The sequence below is a fragment of the Lyngbya confervoides BDU141951 genome, from assembly GCF_000817775.3.
GTDB lineage: Bacteria > Cyanobacteriota > Cyanobacteriia > Thermosynechococcales > Thermosynechococcaceae > Lyngbya > Lyngbya confervoides.
Genome location: NZ_JTHE03000035.1, coordinates 1 through 16,871, shown reverse-complemented (window position 1 = coordinate 16,871; position 16,871 = coordinate 1). Strand labels below are relative to the sequence as shown.

The window sequence follows — 16,871 nt, the reverse complement described above, 5'->3', positions numbered from 1 at the left end:
CGGCATCATTCGGCCTAAGCCCTGGGAATCTACCGGGTCTTTTTTATCCTCGCGTTTACCCTCGTGTCCAATCCATGTCGAATCCATGTCCGGTCTATAGGTCTTCAATACACAAAGGTGTCTTTAATACACAAAGGGAATGAGCTTTTTAACTCGTTCTTGATATTGAGCATACTCACCATACTGTTCCTGAAGCCATTCTTCTTCCTGGTTGGCCTTTTGGTCTAAGAAACTTCCCAAGGCTAGGGCGGCGAGGGCATGGGTCCAGCTGAGGGTAAAGAGGCACCAGGCAAGTTCTAGCAGGATCAAGCCCGAATACAGGGGATGCCGAATGAGTCTGTAGATACCGGTTTGCACCAGGGTTCCTTCGGATCGGGGGTAGGGAAAGGGGGTGAGATTGGAGCCCAGATCCAGGAGGCCTCTCCCCAAAAAGATCAGGGCTGTGAGGGCACAACCCAGGCTGGCAAGCCAGTGCAGCCGCCCCTGGACTGGCCAGAAATCATGGGGAAGGGGCAGGGGTTTCGTAGGCAGGGTCACAAATAACAAAATGAGCAGGCCCTGCCCCAGCACCCAAAGCCCGCCCTGCCTCAGAACTGCTGAGAAAAGAGCCTCACGCTTGAAGTTTTGCCAGGGTGGTTTCATGATGTTTGATCAGGAGCTGTAATGATGAAACGGCACAGACTTACCGGAGGAGGCCAAAGGGCCATGACTCGGGGGGTGAGCCGCCTTCGTGGGTTGAGGTCGATTCTGAAACAACACAAAGGCCGCCATCGCCAGCAGGAAATAGCCAAATCCTTTCTGCAGCTGTTGGGCCGAGACGTAGCGGGATAAATACGCCCCCGGCAAGGTGCCTAAGCTCGCAGCCAGGGTCATGGAAATCATCAGGGGGTAGTTGATATCCACCTGGCCCAGGTAACCCATAAATCCCGTGACGGAGTTGAGGGCAATGACCAGGAGTGAGGTGCCAATGGCTTCTTTAATCGGCACCTTTGCCAGCAGCACCAGGGCCGGAACGATGGCAAAGCCACCCCCCACCCCCACCAATCCCGTCATCAGCCCCACTCCCAGTCCTTCCGTGGGCAGCCAAAGCCAGCACCAGCGGCAAATTGGTTTGGGATAATAGGCTAATGCGTCCTCCGGTGGAGGTCGCCGTCGGCCCTTGCGAATCATAAACAGCGCGGCTAGAAACATGAGGAGTCCAAACAGCAGCAGCTGGACGGTTCCAGGGACCCAAACCGCTAACCTGGCCCCGGCGTAAGCACCCACCATGGTTGCCAGGCCAAACACGGTGGCGGCCTTAAAGTTGACATTCCCCGATCGCCAATGGGGAATGAGCCCCAGCACACTCACGGTTCCCACAATGATCAAGGTCATGGGGATGGCGGCCTTGGTGGGCACACCTAGCACATACACTAAGATGGGCAGGGCCAGAACGGATCCCCCTCCTCCAATCAGCCCCAGGCTGACTCCAATTCCGGCCGCAAGAAAGTGACCAATCCACCAGATCATGACGTTGAATCCCCCATGGACGATAGGGCATAAGCCCAGTTTAGAGCGATATTGAGCGAGAGATTGGGCGAGAGGGACGGGGCTGATTATAGGGTAGCTTTGCCAGCAGCATCCCTAGGGCGCAGGTATCTGTGAGTCCGGCAAACAAGAGCCCTGCGCCCACCAGTCCGCTCAGGACATAGAAGGTGGGGGATAGCCAGCTACCTAAGATCACCCCGGCCAAAATTAAACTCCCGGCCACAATTTGGACCTGGCGAATCAAACTCATCGGGGCCTCTGGATTTCGAACTGTGGGAAACCCCTCCGCCTTCCAGGCTTCTAGCCCCCCGTGGAGATGTTTGAACTGGGAATATCCAGCCTGATGGCATTGAGTCAACGCCTGGGCAGACCGGTTGCCGGTCCGACAGTAGAAGACAATTTGGCGATCGCCCGGCAGGGGAAGCGCCTGGGGAGTGAAGCTGGAAAGCGGCATGGAAACAGCGCCTGGAATGTGTTCACCGGAAAATTCAACCGCTTCCCGGACATCAATGAGGAGGGTGTGAGGGTGATTGAGGTGCTGCTTGAGGGTCTGAGCATTCATGGCCATTGCGGCCGCCGAGGGAGGTTTGGACATTGGGGTTGGATCAATCATGTCAAAAGTAAAGAAAGCCTGTTCTTTAAAGTCGGGTCTAGACGCTAGGCGGAAACCTGGCCGCATTCCTGATTGGCGGGAACCGCGATGGCCATCTTTTTCGGGCTGGGCAGGTTCAAAGTCGCCATGAATTCAATAAAGTCTTGCCGGGTTTTTCCCTGGAAGCGCGGATTAAATTGGCGCTCTTCACCAATCGTCGAAACCGTGTGTCCTCGATAGTCATGGCCCGGATAAACCCGCGTCTGGTCTGGCAAGGAAAACAATCGCCCCACCACATGGTCGTACATTAACCCGGCATCACCGCTCTGAAAGTCGGTACGACCGCACCCCCGAATCAGGAGCGAGTCCCCCGTCAGCAAGCGATCGCCGTTGACCAGATAGCTGAGGTGACTGTCGGTGTGACCCGGCGTGGCGATCGCCTGAATCGTCAGGTTGGCCAACCGCAGAGTTTCGCCATCTTTCAGGGTTCGAGTGGCACAGCTAACCTGAGCCTGCTCGGGAACCAGGGTCTCGCAGCCAGACAGCTCTCGCAGTTGCCCAGCCCCGGTAATATGGTCGGCATGAACATGAGTTTCCAGACAGTATTTAAGCGTTAGCCTCAACTCCTGAAGCAGTTTCCAGTCGCGAGGGACTTGGTCTGCCACCGAATCCACCAGCACCGCCTCTCGCGTGCCCTCATCAGCCATGAGGTAGCTATAGGTTGAGGTTTCAGGATCGAACAATTGGCGAAATAACATGGGCTTTCTCCCAAAACAAATCTCTCAGCCCCGCAGCTCACCCCAAACGGGGACGCGGCTGAATTATTAATCCCATTATAATTACTATATAATTAAATGTCGATACATCGATTTTATCAATAGAGTTCCGGACCTGTAAATTTACGGCGAACTTTGAGCAGGCTTTTAAAAGACTCTTGGGGATTTGTGTGGGAAGCGCGGCCCAATTGCGGTTCAGGCAAATCCCTATGCTAATATATGGTCATGGATGCACACGTAAGCCATGGTTCAACTTTCCGAAAACGTTCTGGAATCCATTGCCGATTTCTTTAAGGTGCTCTCCGAGGGAAGCCGTCTGCAAATCCTGAGTGCGCTGCAAAAGGGTCCCATGACGGTGACCGAGTTAGTGGAAGAAACCGGTTTGGGGCAGGCGAATCTGTCCAAGCACCTGAAGCTACTCACGCAGGCGGGGATTCTTTCGCGGCAGCCCAGTGGTGTCAGCGTCTACTACGAAATCGTTGATCCCATTATCTTTGAGCTGTGCGAGTTGGTGTGTGGATCCATTAGCAAGCGCCTGATGGAGCAGGCCCAGCAGTTTGATCAATTTGCTCTGGTAAAAAAGAAAAGCAGTCAGAGCTAGGGAATCTGCCCGTCCATCGCAGGGGTCCCCCTGGATCAGGGATCGCTTCCCCCATGCGCTATGCCCTGCGCCTCAACGGGGCATGCTGAGTAAAAAATCCCCCATGGACCTGTCATCCTCACCTACGGAAAGCCGCACCGGTCAAGAGATTTACCAGCGCTTAGCCCGAAACATTCAAACCGTGATCAAGGGCCAGAATGCCTCCATCCGTAAACTGCTGGCTGCTTTTTTTAGTGGCGGACATGTGCTGCTCGACGATTATCCTGGGACCGGAAAAACTACCCTAGCCAAGGCCCTGGCCTGCTCCGTCGATATTGCCTTCAAGCGGATTCAGTTTACCCCAGACCTGCTACCCTCGGATATTTTGGGGGTTTCCGTTTTAAATCCCAAGGATCAATCCTTCCAATTCCACGCTGGCCCAATTTTTGCCAACCTCATCCTGGCCGATGAAATTAATCGCGCCTCTCCGCGAACCCAGTCGGCTCTGCTAGAGGCCATGGCCGAATCCCAGGTGAGCATCGAGGGTCAGGTGCGCATCCTGCACGATCCCTTCTTTGTGATCGCCACCCAAAATCCGGTGGACTCGCGCGGCACCTATCCTCTTCCCGAGGCTCAAATGGATCGCTTCGCGGTTCAGTTTAGCCTGGGTTATATCTCCGCCGAAGAAGAGGTGGAGATTCTCTCGAATCAGACGCAGCAGTCCCCCATGGCCAAGCTGCGTCCCTGCCTGGCGCTGGAAGATATTTTGACCTTGAAGCAGGCGGTTCAGCAGGTGGAGGTTAGTCCTGAGATCAAACGCTACATCGTTAATATCGTTAACGCGACTCGTCAAGCCGAGGGCGTCCAGATTGGAGCGAGCCCCCGCGGATCGATTGCGCTGATGAAAATAGCCCAGGCTCTGGCGCTCTTTGATGGGTACAGTGTGGTGCGTCCTAAACACATCCAAGAGATGGCTGTTGCGGTCTTGGCCCATCGTCTGGTGGTCGATCCCCAGGCCCGCTTTTCTGGAAAAACGGCGGACCAGATCATCCGGGAGATTGTGAAGCGATTGTCCGTTCCAGGCTAGGGAGAGAGATCCGATGGACTCTCCAGGCTCCCTTGAGCGTACCTGCATCACGCCTGGGCCGCAGACTTTATTGCCAAACTCATCGCTGTTTCATAGTTCCAAATAACCGTTCAGCGTTTCCTCAGAGGCAGTTTAAAAAGTCTCTCCAGACTCTGCATTCGCCCCCCTGCCCCCCCCTTTCTTGAATGCCGAAGGCTATAGTTTGGGGGGTCTGAAGGTCAAAGTCCCCCAACATTGGGGGATTAAAGCCCTCCGGGCATACCAGAAAAGGGGGCGCGGGCAATGGGTTTGATCCTTCTCAAACAACCGCTCAGGGGTCACCGCTTAGATAAAGCCTAGATAACCCCCTGGCGATCGCCACCAGCCTGGTACTAAATCTCCAGAGAATAATAGTTCCATAGATCCGGGGCCGTTATGACCAAAGATCCTGGTGACCTAGATCCCCCGGTCGATAGAATTCAGGTGTGTTTCCTCATTGCAGAGATTGACGCCTCTTACCAGGGATCCGCCAGTCGCAGGACATCCGGTCGATCTGAATCCAAGCGTAGAGGAAAAAATCATGTTTAAACCCATTAGAGTTTCCGCTGTGGGGCTCATGGCCGCAACAATGACCTCCTTGATCATTGCCCCTGCGACGGCCTATATGTCCTCTGGTCCTCAAGGATCCGACTCTTCTGAAATGCCCCAGCCAGAAGAACGTGTCCAAATGACCCGATCGGGAAACCGCGGGAGTCGTCAGCAATTTCAACGGCACAGACGGTTCATTTGCCGCTGGGTGCGTGTAGGGGGGTGGCGTCATCGGGTAAGAGTTCAGTTTAGAAAAGTCTGCTACTGGGCCTATCTAGGCTAACTGATGAGATCTTTCATCTCTGATCTCAATCGCCAGGAAATCACGTTCCTGGCTTCTTTTTAAAGTCCACTTAAAGTCCACTGAAATGACTGCATGCCACTCTCTCTTTGATCCGAGTGCACATCGCTAACCAGACGCTGAAGGAACGCGCCTACGTCACCCTGGAAAAAGGCAAACTGGAACCTACGGTGCTGGGAATGCAGGTGGATGAGTTCATGGTCAGGAGGGATGCAAGGCCAAGAATGGTTTGGACTTGGTGATGTTTTGGTCAGACTCAGAGAAGAAATGGCAGATCCCACAATCGAGTCCGGCGAGTGAAGCCGACAAGCAACAACGATCGCCCCAACGCCACCTAAGAGAAGGAAAGAGCGATCGCTCCCTAGGGGTCTCCTGCGCCTTGCCCCTATCCTTCAGACCTAGCCAGCGGGAAGTCTCGTGACAGAAGTGACACCGAGCGATGGCATAGCCCAAACGGGTGGTTCGTGGCAGCCGGGTGAACGGATCTGACAGATAACTGTGAGACACATCACCGGGGCTTTCCTGGGACTGAACTATCTTGAACCTATCGACTCAGGAGAGAAAAACAATGGTGAAGCTCAATAAAAGTGTCAAAATCGTCGGTCTGATCACCCTAGCAAGTGCCCTGGGCTACACAGCCGTAAACGTTACGCCCCAAGCAAATGCTGATTCCCTGAAAGGTGCGATCGCCACCTATGGCTTGCCCCAAGAATACAATCCCTCTCCCGAATATTACGTCCCCGGTGAACTGTACTCATCCTACTCGGATGCTCAAATCAACGTTCGCACCGGCCCCGGTACTTATTTTTACCCCAGACACTACGGCTTATCCGGCGATCGCGTCACTATTTTAAATGAAGCCCATGGCAATGATGGCTACCGCTGGTGGTACTTGAAGTTTAACGAGTCAGGGGCAAAGGGGTGGGTCAGAGAAGACTTGGTGCTGCTCAATGACTAACCCCTGAGGTTTGGATGCCCAATCCCCTTTGATTTGCTCCCACACCACTTGGTTTGACTATGATACGCCCTACCTCCCGCAATCTGATTCCGTTGGCTGGCCTCTGTGTCTGTTGTATTCTCCTTCAAGCCTGTCAGCAAGGTTCTCCTGATACTGAAACGCGTGGGCGATCGCCAGATACCACGGCCATCGTCAACGAACCTTCAGGAGAAGCACCCTCCTCTGATACTCCTGGGAATGAGCCGCCGCCCCAGCGCGAGGTGGAAGTAAGAACCTACGTCGCTGAAAAAATTGACCCAGTCGCAGCCCAGTTGACCAGTCAATATGCGGGCTCGAAAATCAATGTGCGATCGCAGCCCTCAACCCAGTCTAAAATCAAACACTATGGCCTCAAAGGTGACCGAGTCACCCTGCTCCAACAGGCTGAGGGAGAAGACAGCTATCTTTGGTACTATCTACAGTTTGAGAAATCCAAAGCCGAAGGCTGGGTCCGCTCTGACTTTGTGACACAAGCGGATTCAGGACACTCCGCACTGCTGCCGAGGACGTCCTACCGCCCCTATGATTTTGAGGGTGATCCCTGGCTATCTAGCTTTAATCAAGCCTACCAAGCAGCCAAAGCAAACAATGCGCCCTGGATATCCGATCCGGAGCAAGTGGCGATACGGTTAGCTGGATTCTCTGACTCATCGGACTGTCAACCTGATAGTGTCTCTACGATCGCATCGCAAGACCCCAATTGGGTGACTGTGCTGGTTAAAACTGGAGACTCCCAGGGAGAACAGTGCGCGGACGATTCTGTAGCCGCGTCGGAAATCAGAGCTGACTTGATCCGCACTCAAAACCTCTGGGAGATTGATTGGGCTGGAGGTCGCTATCGCTGTCGTCGGGGTCGCGGTCAACAAGAGTTTGCTCCTTCCCTCTGTAGTTAACGGGGAGTGAACATTGACCCTGACAGCGGGGACGAAGGCCCCCACAGGCACATTGGCGCTGGAGTTGTCGCCTGAGGGGCTGAGAACACCATCGCGGCTAAGGCGAGAGCTGGGCGGGAGCATGGGTTTTAGGGGCAAAGGTTCTCATATCAACCCTCTCTAACATGCATCATTCCAGGGGCAATCTAGGGTAGGGCGATATCCATGCGATCGCGCTTGCCTGATTCTGGTTGCACCGCTTCATTGGAGCGAACCAGCACCCGACCCGTTGGATCTTGAACTATCAGAAACAGCATGGGTCTGGCTTCGAATAGACTTGGGAACTCTGCCACAGCATAGCGGAGAGTGAAGTCCCCCTCCCGGTCAAGGGGGACCGTTCCCAGGTTAAAAGCATCTTCTCCAGCCCGGTTACGCAATCCTACAGTAACCGTGGCAAACTCTCGATTCGCTAAGTTGGTGACCCTGCCGCGCACCACCCAAAACCCTCGCTCGGACGACGTTACACGAATCTCTCGCTCTGCGGTTGCGGTTCCCACCGGATTGGTGACGGTAAGGGCAAGGGTAAAGAGGCCGGGGCGATCGTAGGTGTGGGTTACCCCAGCACCTTGAGCCATTTGGTCATCGCCAAACTTCCACTGAAACGAGAGCGGCGGACTGCCCTGAACCGTTGCCTCAAACTTAACTGGACTGCCGACGGTAGGGCTCTCTGGCTGAACAGTCACGGTTTCAATCATGGGGGGTTGGGAGTCGGCTCTGACCTGCACATCTGCAGATTTAGAATCCCTGCCGCATTGATTGCTGGCCGTAAAGACTGCTCGATAGGTTCCGGCCTCAGCATAGCTATGTTGCGCCAATAACCCCATTGCCGTGGCTCCATCTCCAAATTGCCACTGGGTGGTGACGGGTGGTGTGCTATCAGGATTAATTTCAGCACTAAAGTTGCCAACTTCATTCACCTTGAGCTGCGCTGGAGCCTGGATCGAAGTCACCTGGACAGCCTTGGGGAAAACATCCGGGACTGGCGTCTCATCATCGGGTTCTGGGGGCGTCTTGGGTTCGGCATTGGGGTCAAGAATAATCTCGCGGGAGTCGATCAGGCCCAGGCGCACAAACAGCGGGGTTTGTTCTTGATGCAGAATCTGGCGATCGCCATCGGTCACCGTTAGCGTCAGGGGCTGATCCGCAGGAATGGGATTCGGATCAGGGGAGTTGGGGTCAGGGGAATAGGAAATCGCAAAGTAACCCCGCGAATCGGTACAGGTAAATCCAAGCTGCCGCACCCAGCGATTTTCCGCATCGAAGAGGGAAAGGGTTAAGCCGGAGATTCCTTTTAATTCCGCAGTGAGGAGGCGACCATGCACCAGCCAGGTCTGATCGTCGGTTTTGGGCACCTGAATCTGCGATCGCTCAATTTCTCGCTCCAACTCCTGGCGAACGCCCTGGTTGTAGACCAGACGCTGGTTTACCTTTTGGGTTCGGGGATGAGTCGCACCGTACTTGCGGGAAAGACGCTGCTGTTCTCGCTCCAGGAGGGTGTTGTTGATTACCTGCAGCGTTTGTAAGCGCTCTAGACCCTGCGATCGCGCTTGATCCAAGCAGTCGATCCCCCGGTCAACGGCCTGTAGTTTTTCCTCTAAACCCGGTTGCTTCTGATTGCTGGCCATGGCTTTCTCCTGTGCTTTAATTTATACCCGCTTCAACCGTTCAGCATCATCGACTCAGTTCAAGCCCTGGACTGGCTCTGCACTGGGGGTAATCCTAGCAATCGTGCCAGGATCACGTTGCCTCGTTCACACAACCCTGAATACAAAATCGTGTTTAGAGCTTCAACCCGAAATGCTGGACTATAGACAAATAAACAATGCGTAGCCTGATTGCCCGTGGCCATATTCACAAAGCCTAGTGAAATTAAGGAAAACACCGTAATTGTCGCCCCCTCTTGAAATCGATTGTCGTTGCTGCGTATTGTGACTCCAAGCATCATGGTATTGGTCAGCAGGAAATCCAGAATAGTGGTGCATTCTGACTGATTACTGTTGTAGGCAATGTCATCCAGAGAGGCTAGAAGTTGGGAACTCAGCGTTAAGTCAATCTCCTCGGCTCTAAGATCTAAGGTGGTTTGGTTATTAGCGAACAAAATACTGCCGCTAGGCAGATAGAAAATTCGCCTCAGTGCTGCCGGATCAGAAGTCAGTTGAGGAGCTTGTTCAAATCCAGCCGCGTTGTGGGTGGCCGCTGTCCGAAAAGAGTTAAGCAGCAGCGACGTCGCCAAATCCTGCGAGAGTCCCAGGTTGAGAATATACACGGTCCCAGCCAGCAATGAAATGGGATTAACTTGAACATCCACATCCTGGGAGGTGAACTGGTTTCCGACGATGGAAACTGGCCCAAAGGCAACGATAAACAGAGCCTGCCCTAGGGGCTGGGTGACTATATTGCCGTGGATCTTAACGGCTGGAATCCCATCAGGACTGAGAAGCTCTTCTCCCTGGTCAATCTCGTGCGCGAGCGGCTGAAAGCTTATGCCGATTACAATGCCGCCGCGAACGCCGGAACGGAGATTTGCATTGCTGGCGGAAGTGCGGGGACCATTATTGAGAATCCGATTGTTAGTGATCTCAATCTTTTCACCGTAGAGAATAAAGATGCCGCAGACGGGATCGCGGTGGCTGAGACCATTGTCTTCAATTCGATTTTCTTGAATAATGGCCAGCTCACAGTCGGTGAGGGCAATCCCCCCAAAGGCCATATCGGGAAGCAGTGCTTCCGGGATTTCTGCCGGAATTTGCTGGGCACAGTGGGTGATCTGGTTGCGATAGACCGTCAGGTCCTCGACTCGCACCCGCAGGCCAATGCGATCGCCAATTAGAAACGCCCCCACGCCAATCCCAGAAAGGCCCATAAACTGAATCTGGTTTTCGGCAATCACAATGGCGTAGAGCGTGCTCACAAACGCCTCCTGAATCCGAGCAAAGGCCTGCTCTGGGAACTGACTGACAAAAAAAGTCCCAGTTTCAAGCCGACCGGTATCGGTAACAACCGTTGGCCAATGCCCCAAGGTCACTCCATGTCCACTGCCCCCAAAAATCTCATTGCCCACGATGCGGACCTGGTCTGAGCTACCCCCGATTTGAATGCCCCCCTGCGCCTGATAGGTCCGAGGCGGAAGATAGGTGAGAATGGCAATGTAATTAAAAGTTTGCACTGTCCAAGCTTGAATCGCAAAATTAGCGGTCGAGAAAAACTGCGGCCGAATACAATTATCAAACGGGTCATCCGGGAAGTCCTGGGGACGTCTTGGGTCATTTGGATCGCTGGGGTCGGGAGCGGGTACGACAACCAGGCGATTGCGTTCAATCACCACATCATCCGCCAAGCTAAAGATGATGGCACGTCCCTGATCGGTGTCGAGGATGCCTAGATGATTGTGAGCAATCCGTATCTCACTGTTGCCCAATTGGGTATTATCCACACGAATTTCAATCGCGTGAACACGGGCAACGATATCGTTCCAGAGAATATGAATGCCACGGGACGGCTGAATCGCAGCTTCAGTATCCAGCACTTGAATGGCGGTGCCGCTTTGGGCTACCAGGGTCATCTGATCCAGGTGAATGTCTTGAGCTCCATCCAGACGAAAGATGGGTTGATCGACCTGATCCGGGCGCGGCTGGACAATCGTCTGAGGACCGCAGCCCGATATGCGAAGGTTTTGGCGATTTTCCAGCACGACATTGGCGCGATGCACTCCCGGCAGCAGACAGACTTTGCCGCCTTCGGGAGGCAGAAAGGCGATCGCCTCTTCCAGGGCATTGAACAACCCCTGACTTTGATTGCCATCGCCTACCGTTACTGTACAGCAGCCGCGAATCTGACAGAGGGGCTGGAAGCGATCGCGGCAGTCGCGCACCTCAGGCTCCCGGAGTTCCCCATTTTCATCAGTCTGCCAGCGAATCAGCGCCAGGGGCGCAACATAAACCCGGGGACCCATGGGAGGAGCAGAGACCAAGAGGTCCCAGGGCACCACCAAGGCGGGCGTATTCGGGCGGGCAGCCATGATCCAAAAATCCCCGGTGAGTCCGAGACTGCTAAAGGTGACACTCAGCCCCGTTCCCGGCAACGAAACTGGAACCGTGGGCGTAAAGCCGAAATCGGGGCTAGTCGCTTCGCCACTGCCTCCAGTCCACAGCCGCAGGTAAAAATATTGTTGCTCCTGACTGGGGTCGCGATCGCTGTGGTATTCGGGGTGATCGGCCAGCCAAACTAACCAGGCCGGATCAATCCCCTGGGCCAGGGTCAAGGTTTGTGTCGTAGGATCATAGCTGCTGGCAATGGTGAAAAACTGTCCCTGTAATTCCGCTATTTTTTCCTGATTGGGCAGCAGCGCCCCCCAGGGAATAATCTCGACGGCCTGCCCCGCCAACGGCTGAGCTTCTTGGTCGCGGGGTAGGGTCAGAAACCGCACCTGGGTTAAGTCATTGGCATCCACCTGCACTCGATAGAGGGGAGCCGCGTTGTCGTAACTCCAGAGAAATCGATCCGGGGCCGTGAGCTGAACGCGAATGGTTTGGTTATCGGCCCCTAAATAGCCGCTGCTCACCGCTGGCCGGCAGGGATCTTCGGTTACACCATTCGGGTCAGGACTGACCGTGAGCCGAGCCGCCGACTGGAGTTCGCAGGTGCGATCGTCGAAGGTGTGCAGCCCTGCGGTCAACTGCTGCTGAAGCTGGGTCATGGCCGCTGCACAGGTGTCGCTCACATCGGGTAGCACTTCCACCCGCTGCATCCGCCGCATGCGCACCGAGGTATCCGGGCCACCCAGGGCCTGTTCCCGCAGCTCGCGGTCCTCAACCGCCGTGACGCACTGTTCCCAGCCGCGCAGATACACCAGATCCTGGCGTACCGCATTACTGGCCAGCGTCTCGGGGCTGGAGGGGAGTCCATCCCCCCTGGCATCCTGCTGCAGCCAGTCGAGCTGGTCGAGAAACGGCTGTCCCGGAGCTGTAAACCGCAGTCCCCCCAGGTAAAAACTGCCGGGGGCGATCGCAAAGTCGTAGGTTTGCACGTCATTGGACAGATCCCCATCCGGCGGTAGGGACACCGTTGCCGCGGCGGGATCTGCAATCTGAAACCCGGTGTTGGAGGTGCCCTTGGCGCAAACAAGGTCCATCAGGGTTTGGCGATCCAGCTCCTGGTCCAGGCGTTCGGCCTCGTTCCAGTCCGAGTCCATCAGGACCCGGCCCTGCTGCATGCGCACACTGGCGTAGCGCTTTTCTGGCTGGAAGAGGAATCTGGAAATATCTTCAGTGGCCATGGCTCACTCCCTTAGGTTTGATGGATGAATTGAGCAATCAGACCAAAGGGCATAAATTCGCTCATTTTGGCCCGCAGGTCATCCAGCTTGATTGGATTAAACAAGTGATTAAAGGCCCCCATTTCAGCCCGATTCTCAGCGCCGCGAACAATGGACAGGGGGGCGCGATCGCTGAGCTGGCCGTAGCCCGGATCGCCAAACCGCCGCGATACGAAGTAGAGACTGGGCATCTCCGGGGTGAACAGGTGTGACTCAAACTGCGGCGGCAATCGAACATCGGCTCCAGATCGGGTGGCACTAAACCGGAAACAGCCATGCTGGTTATCCACCACCGCAACCCGTCCCTGAATCAGGGAGTCGCTGGCCTGCAGCACCTTCACCTGCACCTCCCCGAACACGGTGCAGCGATCTAGAGTGACAGTACCCCGATGGGTTTCAATCGCGGGCGCTGGACCCAGACTTTGCACAATCGAGTCGCGGATGGTGATCTGGGCAATCGTACCGGGGGTTTCCAGATCGCTGGCCTCCGCAATCGGCCCGACAATGGAGGACTCAATTACCAGATCCTCCACCGTGCCGCGCACCAGCAGCTGCACCGCTGGGATGGCGCGGGTGACTCCCTCAACAACAGCCTGTTCCCCCCCTGGGTCCAGGGTGCAGTGGCGAATCTCGACGCGATCGAAGTTACCGGCCAGTTCCAGGGTGGCCATGACCGGCGATCGCGGCGGCGGGCCAGGCACCGCCTCAGGGGATTCCAGGCCAATCCAGAGTCCTTCCAGGATCAGGGTGCGGCGATCAAGCTCGGGGTCCGGCGGATCGGGCTTGGGGGCAGCTTCAATCTGCCAGATGGCCGGTTCAGATTCCAGACGCCGTAGGTAGGGCCGCTGGGGATTCTCCACCTGAATTACCAACCGCTCAACCCCGATCAGGTCTTCGCTGAAGGTGTAGGTTTTACTATTCTCAAATTGGAAAATGCCCACTCGCTCCGGCGGCAGAGCCCAGGGAATCGGACCGGGGTTGTTGAGATCGCCAGGAGGAATCGAGATCAAGGGACAGGGCGGGGTTGCCGTCAGATTCGGTTGGGCGATCGCAGCCTGTCGATCATAAGTTCCAGCGCCCAGATTTCCGGCCAGGCCATAGTGATAGCGCAGCACCCAGACTGGATCCACCTCACCTAGAACCGGAGGGAACCACAGCCGACCGCGCTCGGGGTCAATCACCAGGCGCTTAGTCGGCGGCAGCAGACCGCTAAGACTCACCCCCCAGTCGCTTAAAGTCCCCGCCACCAGACGCTGATGGGGAAGAGGCACCCGATCCAGGCTGGCGTTGCCGGGGTCCTGATCTAGGCCTTCCGCCACAGCAATCGCGGTGGGGTCCACCTGAATCGAGCTAGGGACCAGATAGGCTTTGGGAGAGCTAGGGGCGATCGCCACTGCCAGAATCTGATCCAGAAGCGTTTCAAATGCGGCCAGCTCCGCCGGGGTCAGGGCCGCAAAGTTGGGAATCAAGGACTGGAGCGTGCGCCGCAGTCGCGCTTCCTGACGGAAGGGAATCCCCACCAGTGGCGAGAGGGCCGGGGCGTCCAGGGGCGAATCCGCCGGAATCTCTAGCGCTTCCAGCTGATCGAAGCTGATCTGGTAGCGAGCATCGCCCAGCAGCCGACAGGGAATCGGCGCCGGGAACTGCCATTCCTGGGGCAACTGCCATTCCTCGCCCCCCAGACGTTGGTCTGGTCGAAACAGTGGGATATCCCGCCCAGAGGGGTCCACAGTCCAGCGACCGGAGCCAAACTCGAAGGGGGTAGCCAGCTCTACTGCATAGGCCCGCAGCCGATACAGATGCACATTTAGCTTGGGAATGTTGTAGCGACCCAGATGTCCGCGAAGCTGCCGGAAATCTGGAGTATGGGCCAGTCCCTCGAAGGGACCGTCCACGGTTGGGGCCGCGGACTTGAGGTTGGCCCAGCCGCCCGGTGGGGTGTACAAACTCGCAATGGCCTCAATCGGCTGAAGGTCTGCCAGCTCTGGATCTAACCCATGACGAGTGCGTCCCAGACGGCGGAAGCTTTCGACAACGGTCCCTTCCCAGCCCGTAATGTCCTGGGTCAGGCGCTCCAGAACCAGGGGGGTGCCCTTGCGACGCCGATAGAAAATGGTCCGGGCTACGTCCACCCGTCGCCCGCGTCGATTTAGCTCATGGACCAGGCGGGTGCCCACCAGGTCGCCCAGATAGGGAATCGCCCAGTCATCACACAGTTCAATAAACTGGTCTTCCCACAGACGGTCGAGGCTGCGCCGTGCGATCGCCGCCTGCTGCGCTAGGAGCGTCACCAGGGCTCGCAGAACGCCAGGATAGTCCGCCAGCCCGTCCTCGTCGCGGTAGATGGCCGGAATCCAGTCCCAGAGTTTCTCGGTGTAGTAGCGCTCAAACTGGTCTTGGGCTGGGGTCAGGGCATCGGATTGCTGCGTCATAATCCACTCACCTCCTGCAAGGTAGATGCTGGCGTGGTTGAAATCTCCAGATTTGCGAGAAAGTCGCGGTAGGTGCCTTCTGGACTGGTCATTGCAAAGGGGGCGGGACTGCCATCCACGGTGATCGCGCGGACGCCACAGGTGCCCTCCACCGCCAGCAGCGTGGCAAAAAGCTGACTGCGAAACAGCGGTCGCCCAATCGCCAGATTCGCCAGAGCCAGCAGTCCTGTTTCTTCGTGAACCAGCGCCTGACGGAGGGCATCTTCCACCAGGGCAGGCGTAAAGCGCGGGTCCAGGGTCACATCCAGCACCAGGCTTGACGGCTGGGCGATCGCTTCAGTGACCACCAGGGGCGTCGTCGGGTCCGCCTGTCCCTGCAAGAAGCTGCGCAGGTCGGCGGCCAGGTCGCCGCCATCGCCAATGAACCACACCTTCACCACAGCGCGCTGCGTGGTTTCATCCCAAGCCCAGGTGGCCTGGGCATTGATCACCCCGCCAAATTCGCGGGCCAGGGCCTCAAAATCGAGGGTGGAGATCGCCCGGCCTAGAATTAGGGCACTGGTGGGGGCATTGCGACGGATATCCTGGGGGCGGTCGGCATCGGCTCCGCCGCCTGCAGCTACTGGACTGACGACGCGCCGCAGTCCCGCCACGGGCTTAGCAAGCTGGGCGATCGCCCCTGCCGGAGGTTTAGCAGCTCCAGCCCCGTAGCGATAGGTGGCAATCACGTTATCAATTCCGGTCGGCAGGCGAGCCCCGGTTTTGCCATCCCCGAAGGTGAGAGTGGTCTCCTGCTGCTCCGATTGGCGAACGATATAAACCTGATCCTGGGGACCCTGCCCAAAAAAGCTAGGAACTTCCCGCCACAGCACCCTATTCACCCGCACAGACAAGGTACTGCGTCGCCCGTTGGGAGCTGCCGGGTCATTGAAGTAGGTCAGGGGGCTTTTCTGGAGGGCAAAGGTTTGAAAGGGTTGAGCGGCATCGCCACTGCCCAGCACTTCGTCGATCACGCTCTCACCGCGACTGGCCTGAATCACGTTGCCAAAAATCGTGACCGGGGTGCGCAGTCGGGGCTGAAAGGGGTCAGTATCCTGGTCCAGGGTGACCTTGCCTTGGCCTTGGGGATTGATCGCGATCGCCCCGCTCACCTGTCGTCCCTGGTCCATGGCGTCCTGGAGCAGCAGCGCTCCGGGGGCGGCAACGCCATCTGGCAACGGCTCAATTAGCCCCTCTAGCGCCAACCCATTCGGTTCAAAGTCACCTTGATCGAGATGGAGTTTGGCCACTCGGGTCAGCGCTCCAGCCGACACCATCTGGAAATGAACCGTCAGGCGAGACGGCGTGGCAATCCAGGCCGCAGGCAGGGGCTGGGAAAGTCGAACCCGCGTGACTGGAATCGTGGGCGGATCAGTCAACTCTAGGACGGGTTCACTCACTGGCGCGGCAAACAGATCCAGGTTATCGACCGTCCGCACCTGGAGCTGGCGATCGCGCTCAATCAGAATGCGATCGCCTGGGGCAATCTCTGGGTAGACGGCGTCAAGCACCAGCCGAGTTGGGTTATGGAGGAAAGACTGGGTGACAATCGCACCAGACAGCGCTGGATTCACCTGCGCTGGAATTTGCTCGATCAGTTCTTGGGATGGAATCTGCCCCGCAATCTCCTGTGCAAGCCCTTCTCCCTGGACTGCAAGCTGCGCTTGGGCAACGGAATTACTCTGGTCGAATTCAAAACTCCCAAGGCTAGGGGGCGTCATTGAGGG

12 protein-coding genes are annotated in these 16,871 nt (G+C 56.6%); 4 read left to right on the top strand and 8 right to left on the bottom strand.

What is annotated here, in order from left to right; all coding sequences use genetic code 11:
• Nucleotides 1-123: 123 nt before the first annotated feature.
• From QQ91_RS05230 to QQ91_RS05215, 4 genes are all read right to left on the bottom strand, one after another.
• Nucleotides 124-642 carry a methyltransferase family protein gene (locus tag QQ91_RS05230; protein ID WP_166280782.1) on the bottom strand — a complete coding sequence of 173 codons (519 nt, stop codon included), beginning with the start codon at nucleotides 640-642 and terminating at the stop codon, nucleotides 124-126.
• A 9-nt stretch (nucleotides 643-651) separates the two neighbouring features.
• Nucleotides 652-1,509, bottom strand: a complete 858-nt coding sequence (locus tag QQ91_RS05225) for a sulfite exporter TauE/SafE family protein (protein WP_166280780.1) — start codon at nucleotides 1,507-1,509, stop codon at nucleotides 652-654.
• A gap of 40 nt (nucleotides 1,510-1,549) precedes the next feature.
• Nucleotides 1,550-2,122 carry a rhodanese-like domain-containing protein gene (locus QQ91_RS05220; RefSeq protein WP_166280778.1) on the bottom strand — a complete coding sequence of 191 codons (573 nt, stop codon included), beginning with the start codon at nucleotides 2,120-2,122 and terminating at the stop codon, nucleotides 1,550-1,552.
• Between the two features lie 62 nt (nucleotides 2,123-2,184).
• Nucleotides 2,185-2,877, bottom strand: a complete 693-nt coding sequence (locus QQ91_RS05215) for an MBL fold metallo-hydrolase (protein WP_166280776.1) — start codon at nucleotides 2,875-2,877, stop codon at nucleotides 2,185-2,187.
• Between the two features lie 262 nt (nucleotides 2,878-3,139).
• Here QQ91_RS05215 and QQ91_RS05210 point away from each other — a divergent pair, with 262 nt between their 5' ends.
• The 4 genes from QQ91_RS05210 to QQ91_RS05195 all read left to right on the top strand — a co-directional run bounded on the left by QQ91_RS05210 (nucleotide 3,140) and on the right by QQ91_RS05195 (nucleotide 7,320).
• Entirely contained in the window at nucleotides 3,140-3,496 is a 357-nt protein-coding gene (locus QQ91_RS05210; protein ID WP_166280774.1) for an ArsR/SmtB family transcription factor, read from the top strand.
• A 103-nt stretch (nucleotides 3,497-3,599) separates the two neighbouring features.
• Nucleotides 3,600-4,562: an AAA family ATPase gene (locus QQ91_RS05205; RefSeq protein ID WP_166280772.1), complete on the top strand. Its 963-nt coding sequence runs from the start codon at nucleotides 3,600-3,602 to the stop codon at nucleotides 4,560-4,562.
• A gap of 1,436 nt (nucleotides 4,563-5,998) precedes the next feature.
• Complete coding sequence (locus QQ91_RS05200; protein ID WP_166280768.1) at nucleotides 5,999-6,388, top strand: SH3 domain-containing protein; 390 nt, start codon at nucleotides 5,999-6,001, stop codon at nucleotides 6,386-6,388.
• Between the two features lie 59 nt (nucleotides 6,389-6,447).
• Nucleotides 6,448-7,320 carry an SH3 domain-containing protein gene (locus QQ91_RS05195; RefSeq protein ID WP_166280766.1) on the top strand — a complete coding sequence of 291 codons (873 nt, stop codon included), beginning with the start codon at nucleotides 6,448-6,450 and terminating at the stop codon, nucleotides 7,318-7,320.
• Nucleotides 7,321-7,505: 185 nt separating this feature from the next.
• Here QQ91_RS05195 and QQ91_RS05190 read toward each other — a convergent pair whose 3' ends face one another.
• From QQ91_RS05190 to QQ91_RS05175, 4 genes are all read right to left on the bottom strand, one after another.
• Entirely contained in the window at nucleotides 7,506-8,984 is a 1,479-nt protein-coding gene (locus QQ91_RS05190) for a PKD domain-containing protein (protein WP_166280764.1), read from the bottom strand.
• A gap of 59 nt (nucleotides 8,985-9,043) precedes the next feature.
• Nucleotides 9,044-12,634, bottom strand: coding sequence for a DUF6519 domain-containing protein (locus tag QQ91_RS05185; RefSeq protein ID WP_166280762.1), 3,591 nt, complete (start codon nucleotides 12,632-12,634; stop codon nucleotides 9,044-9,046).
• Between the two features lie 11 nt (nucleotides 12,635-12,645).
• Nucleotides 12,646-15,105 (bottom strand): hypothetical protein, encoded by a 2,460-nt coding sequence (locus QQ91_RS05180; RefSeq protein ID WP_166280760.1) that lies wholly within the window; start codon nucleotides 15,103-15,105, stop codon nucleotides 12,646-12,648.
• A partial coding sequence (locus tag QQ91_RS05175) for a baseplate J/gp47 family protein (protein WP_236096078.1) occupies nucleotides 15,102-16,871 on the bottom strand: 1,770 nt, incomplete at its 5' end. The genes QQ91_RS05175 and QQ91_RS05180, both read right to left, overlap by 4 nt.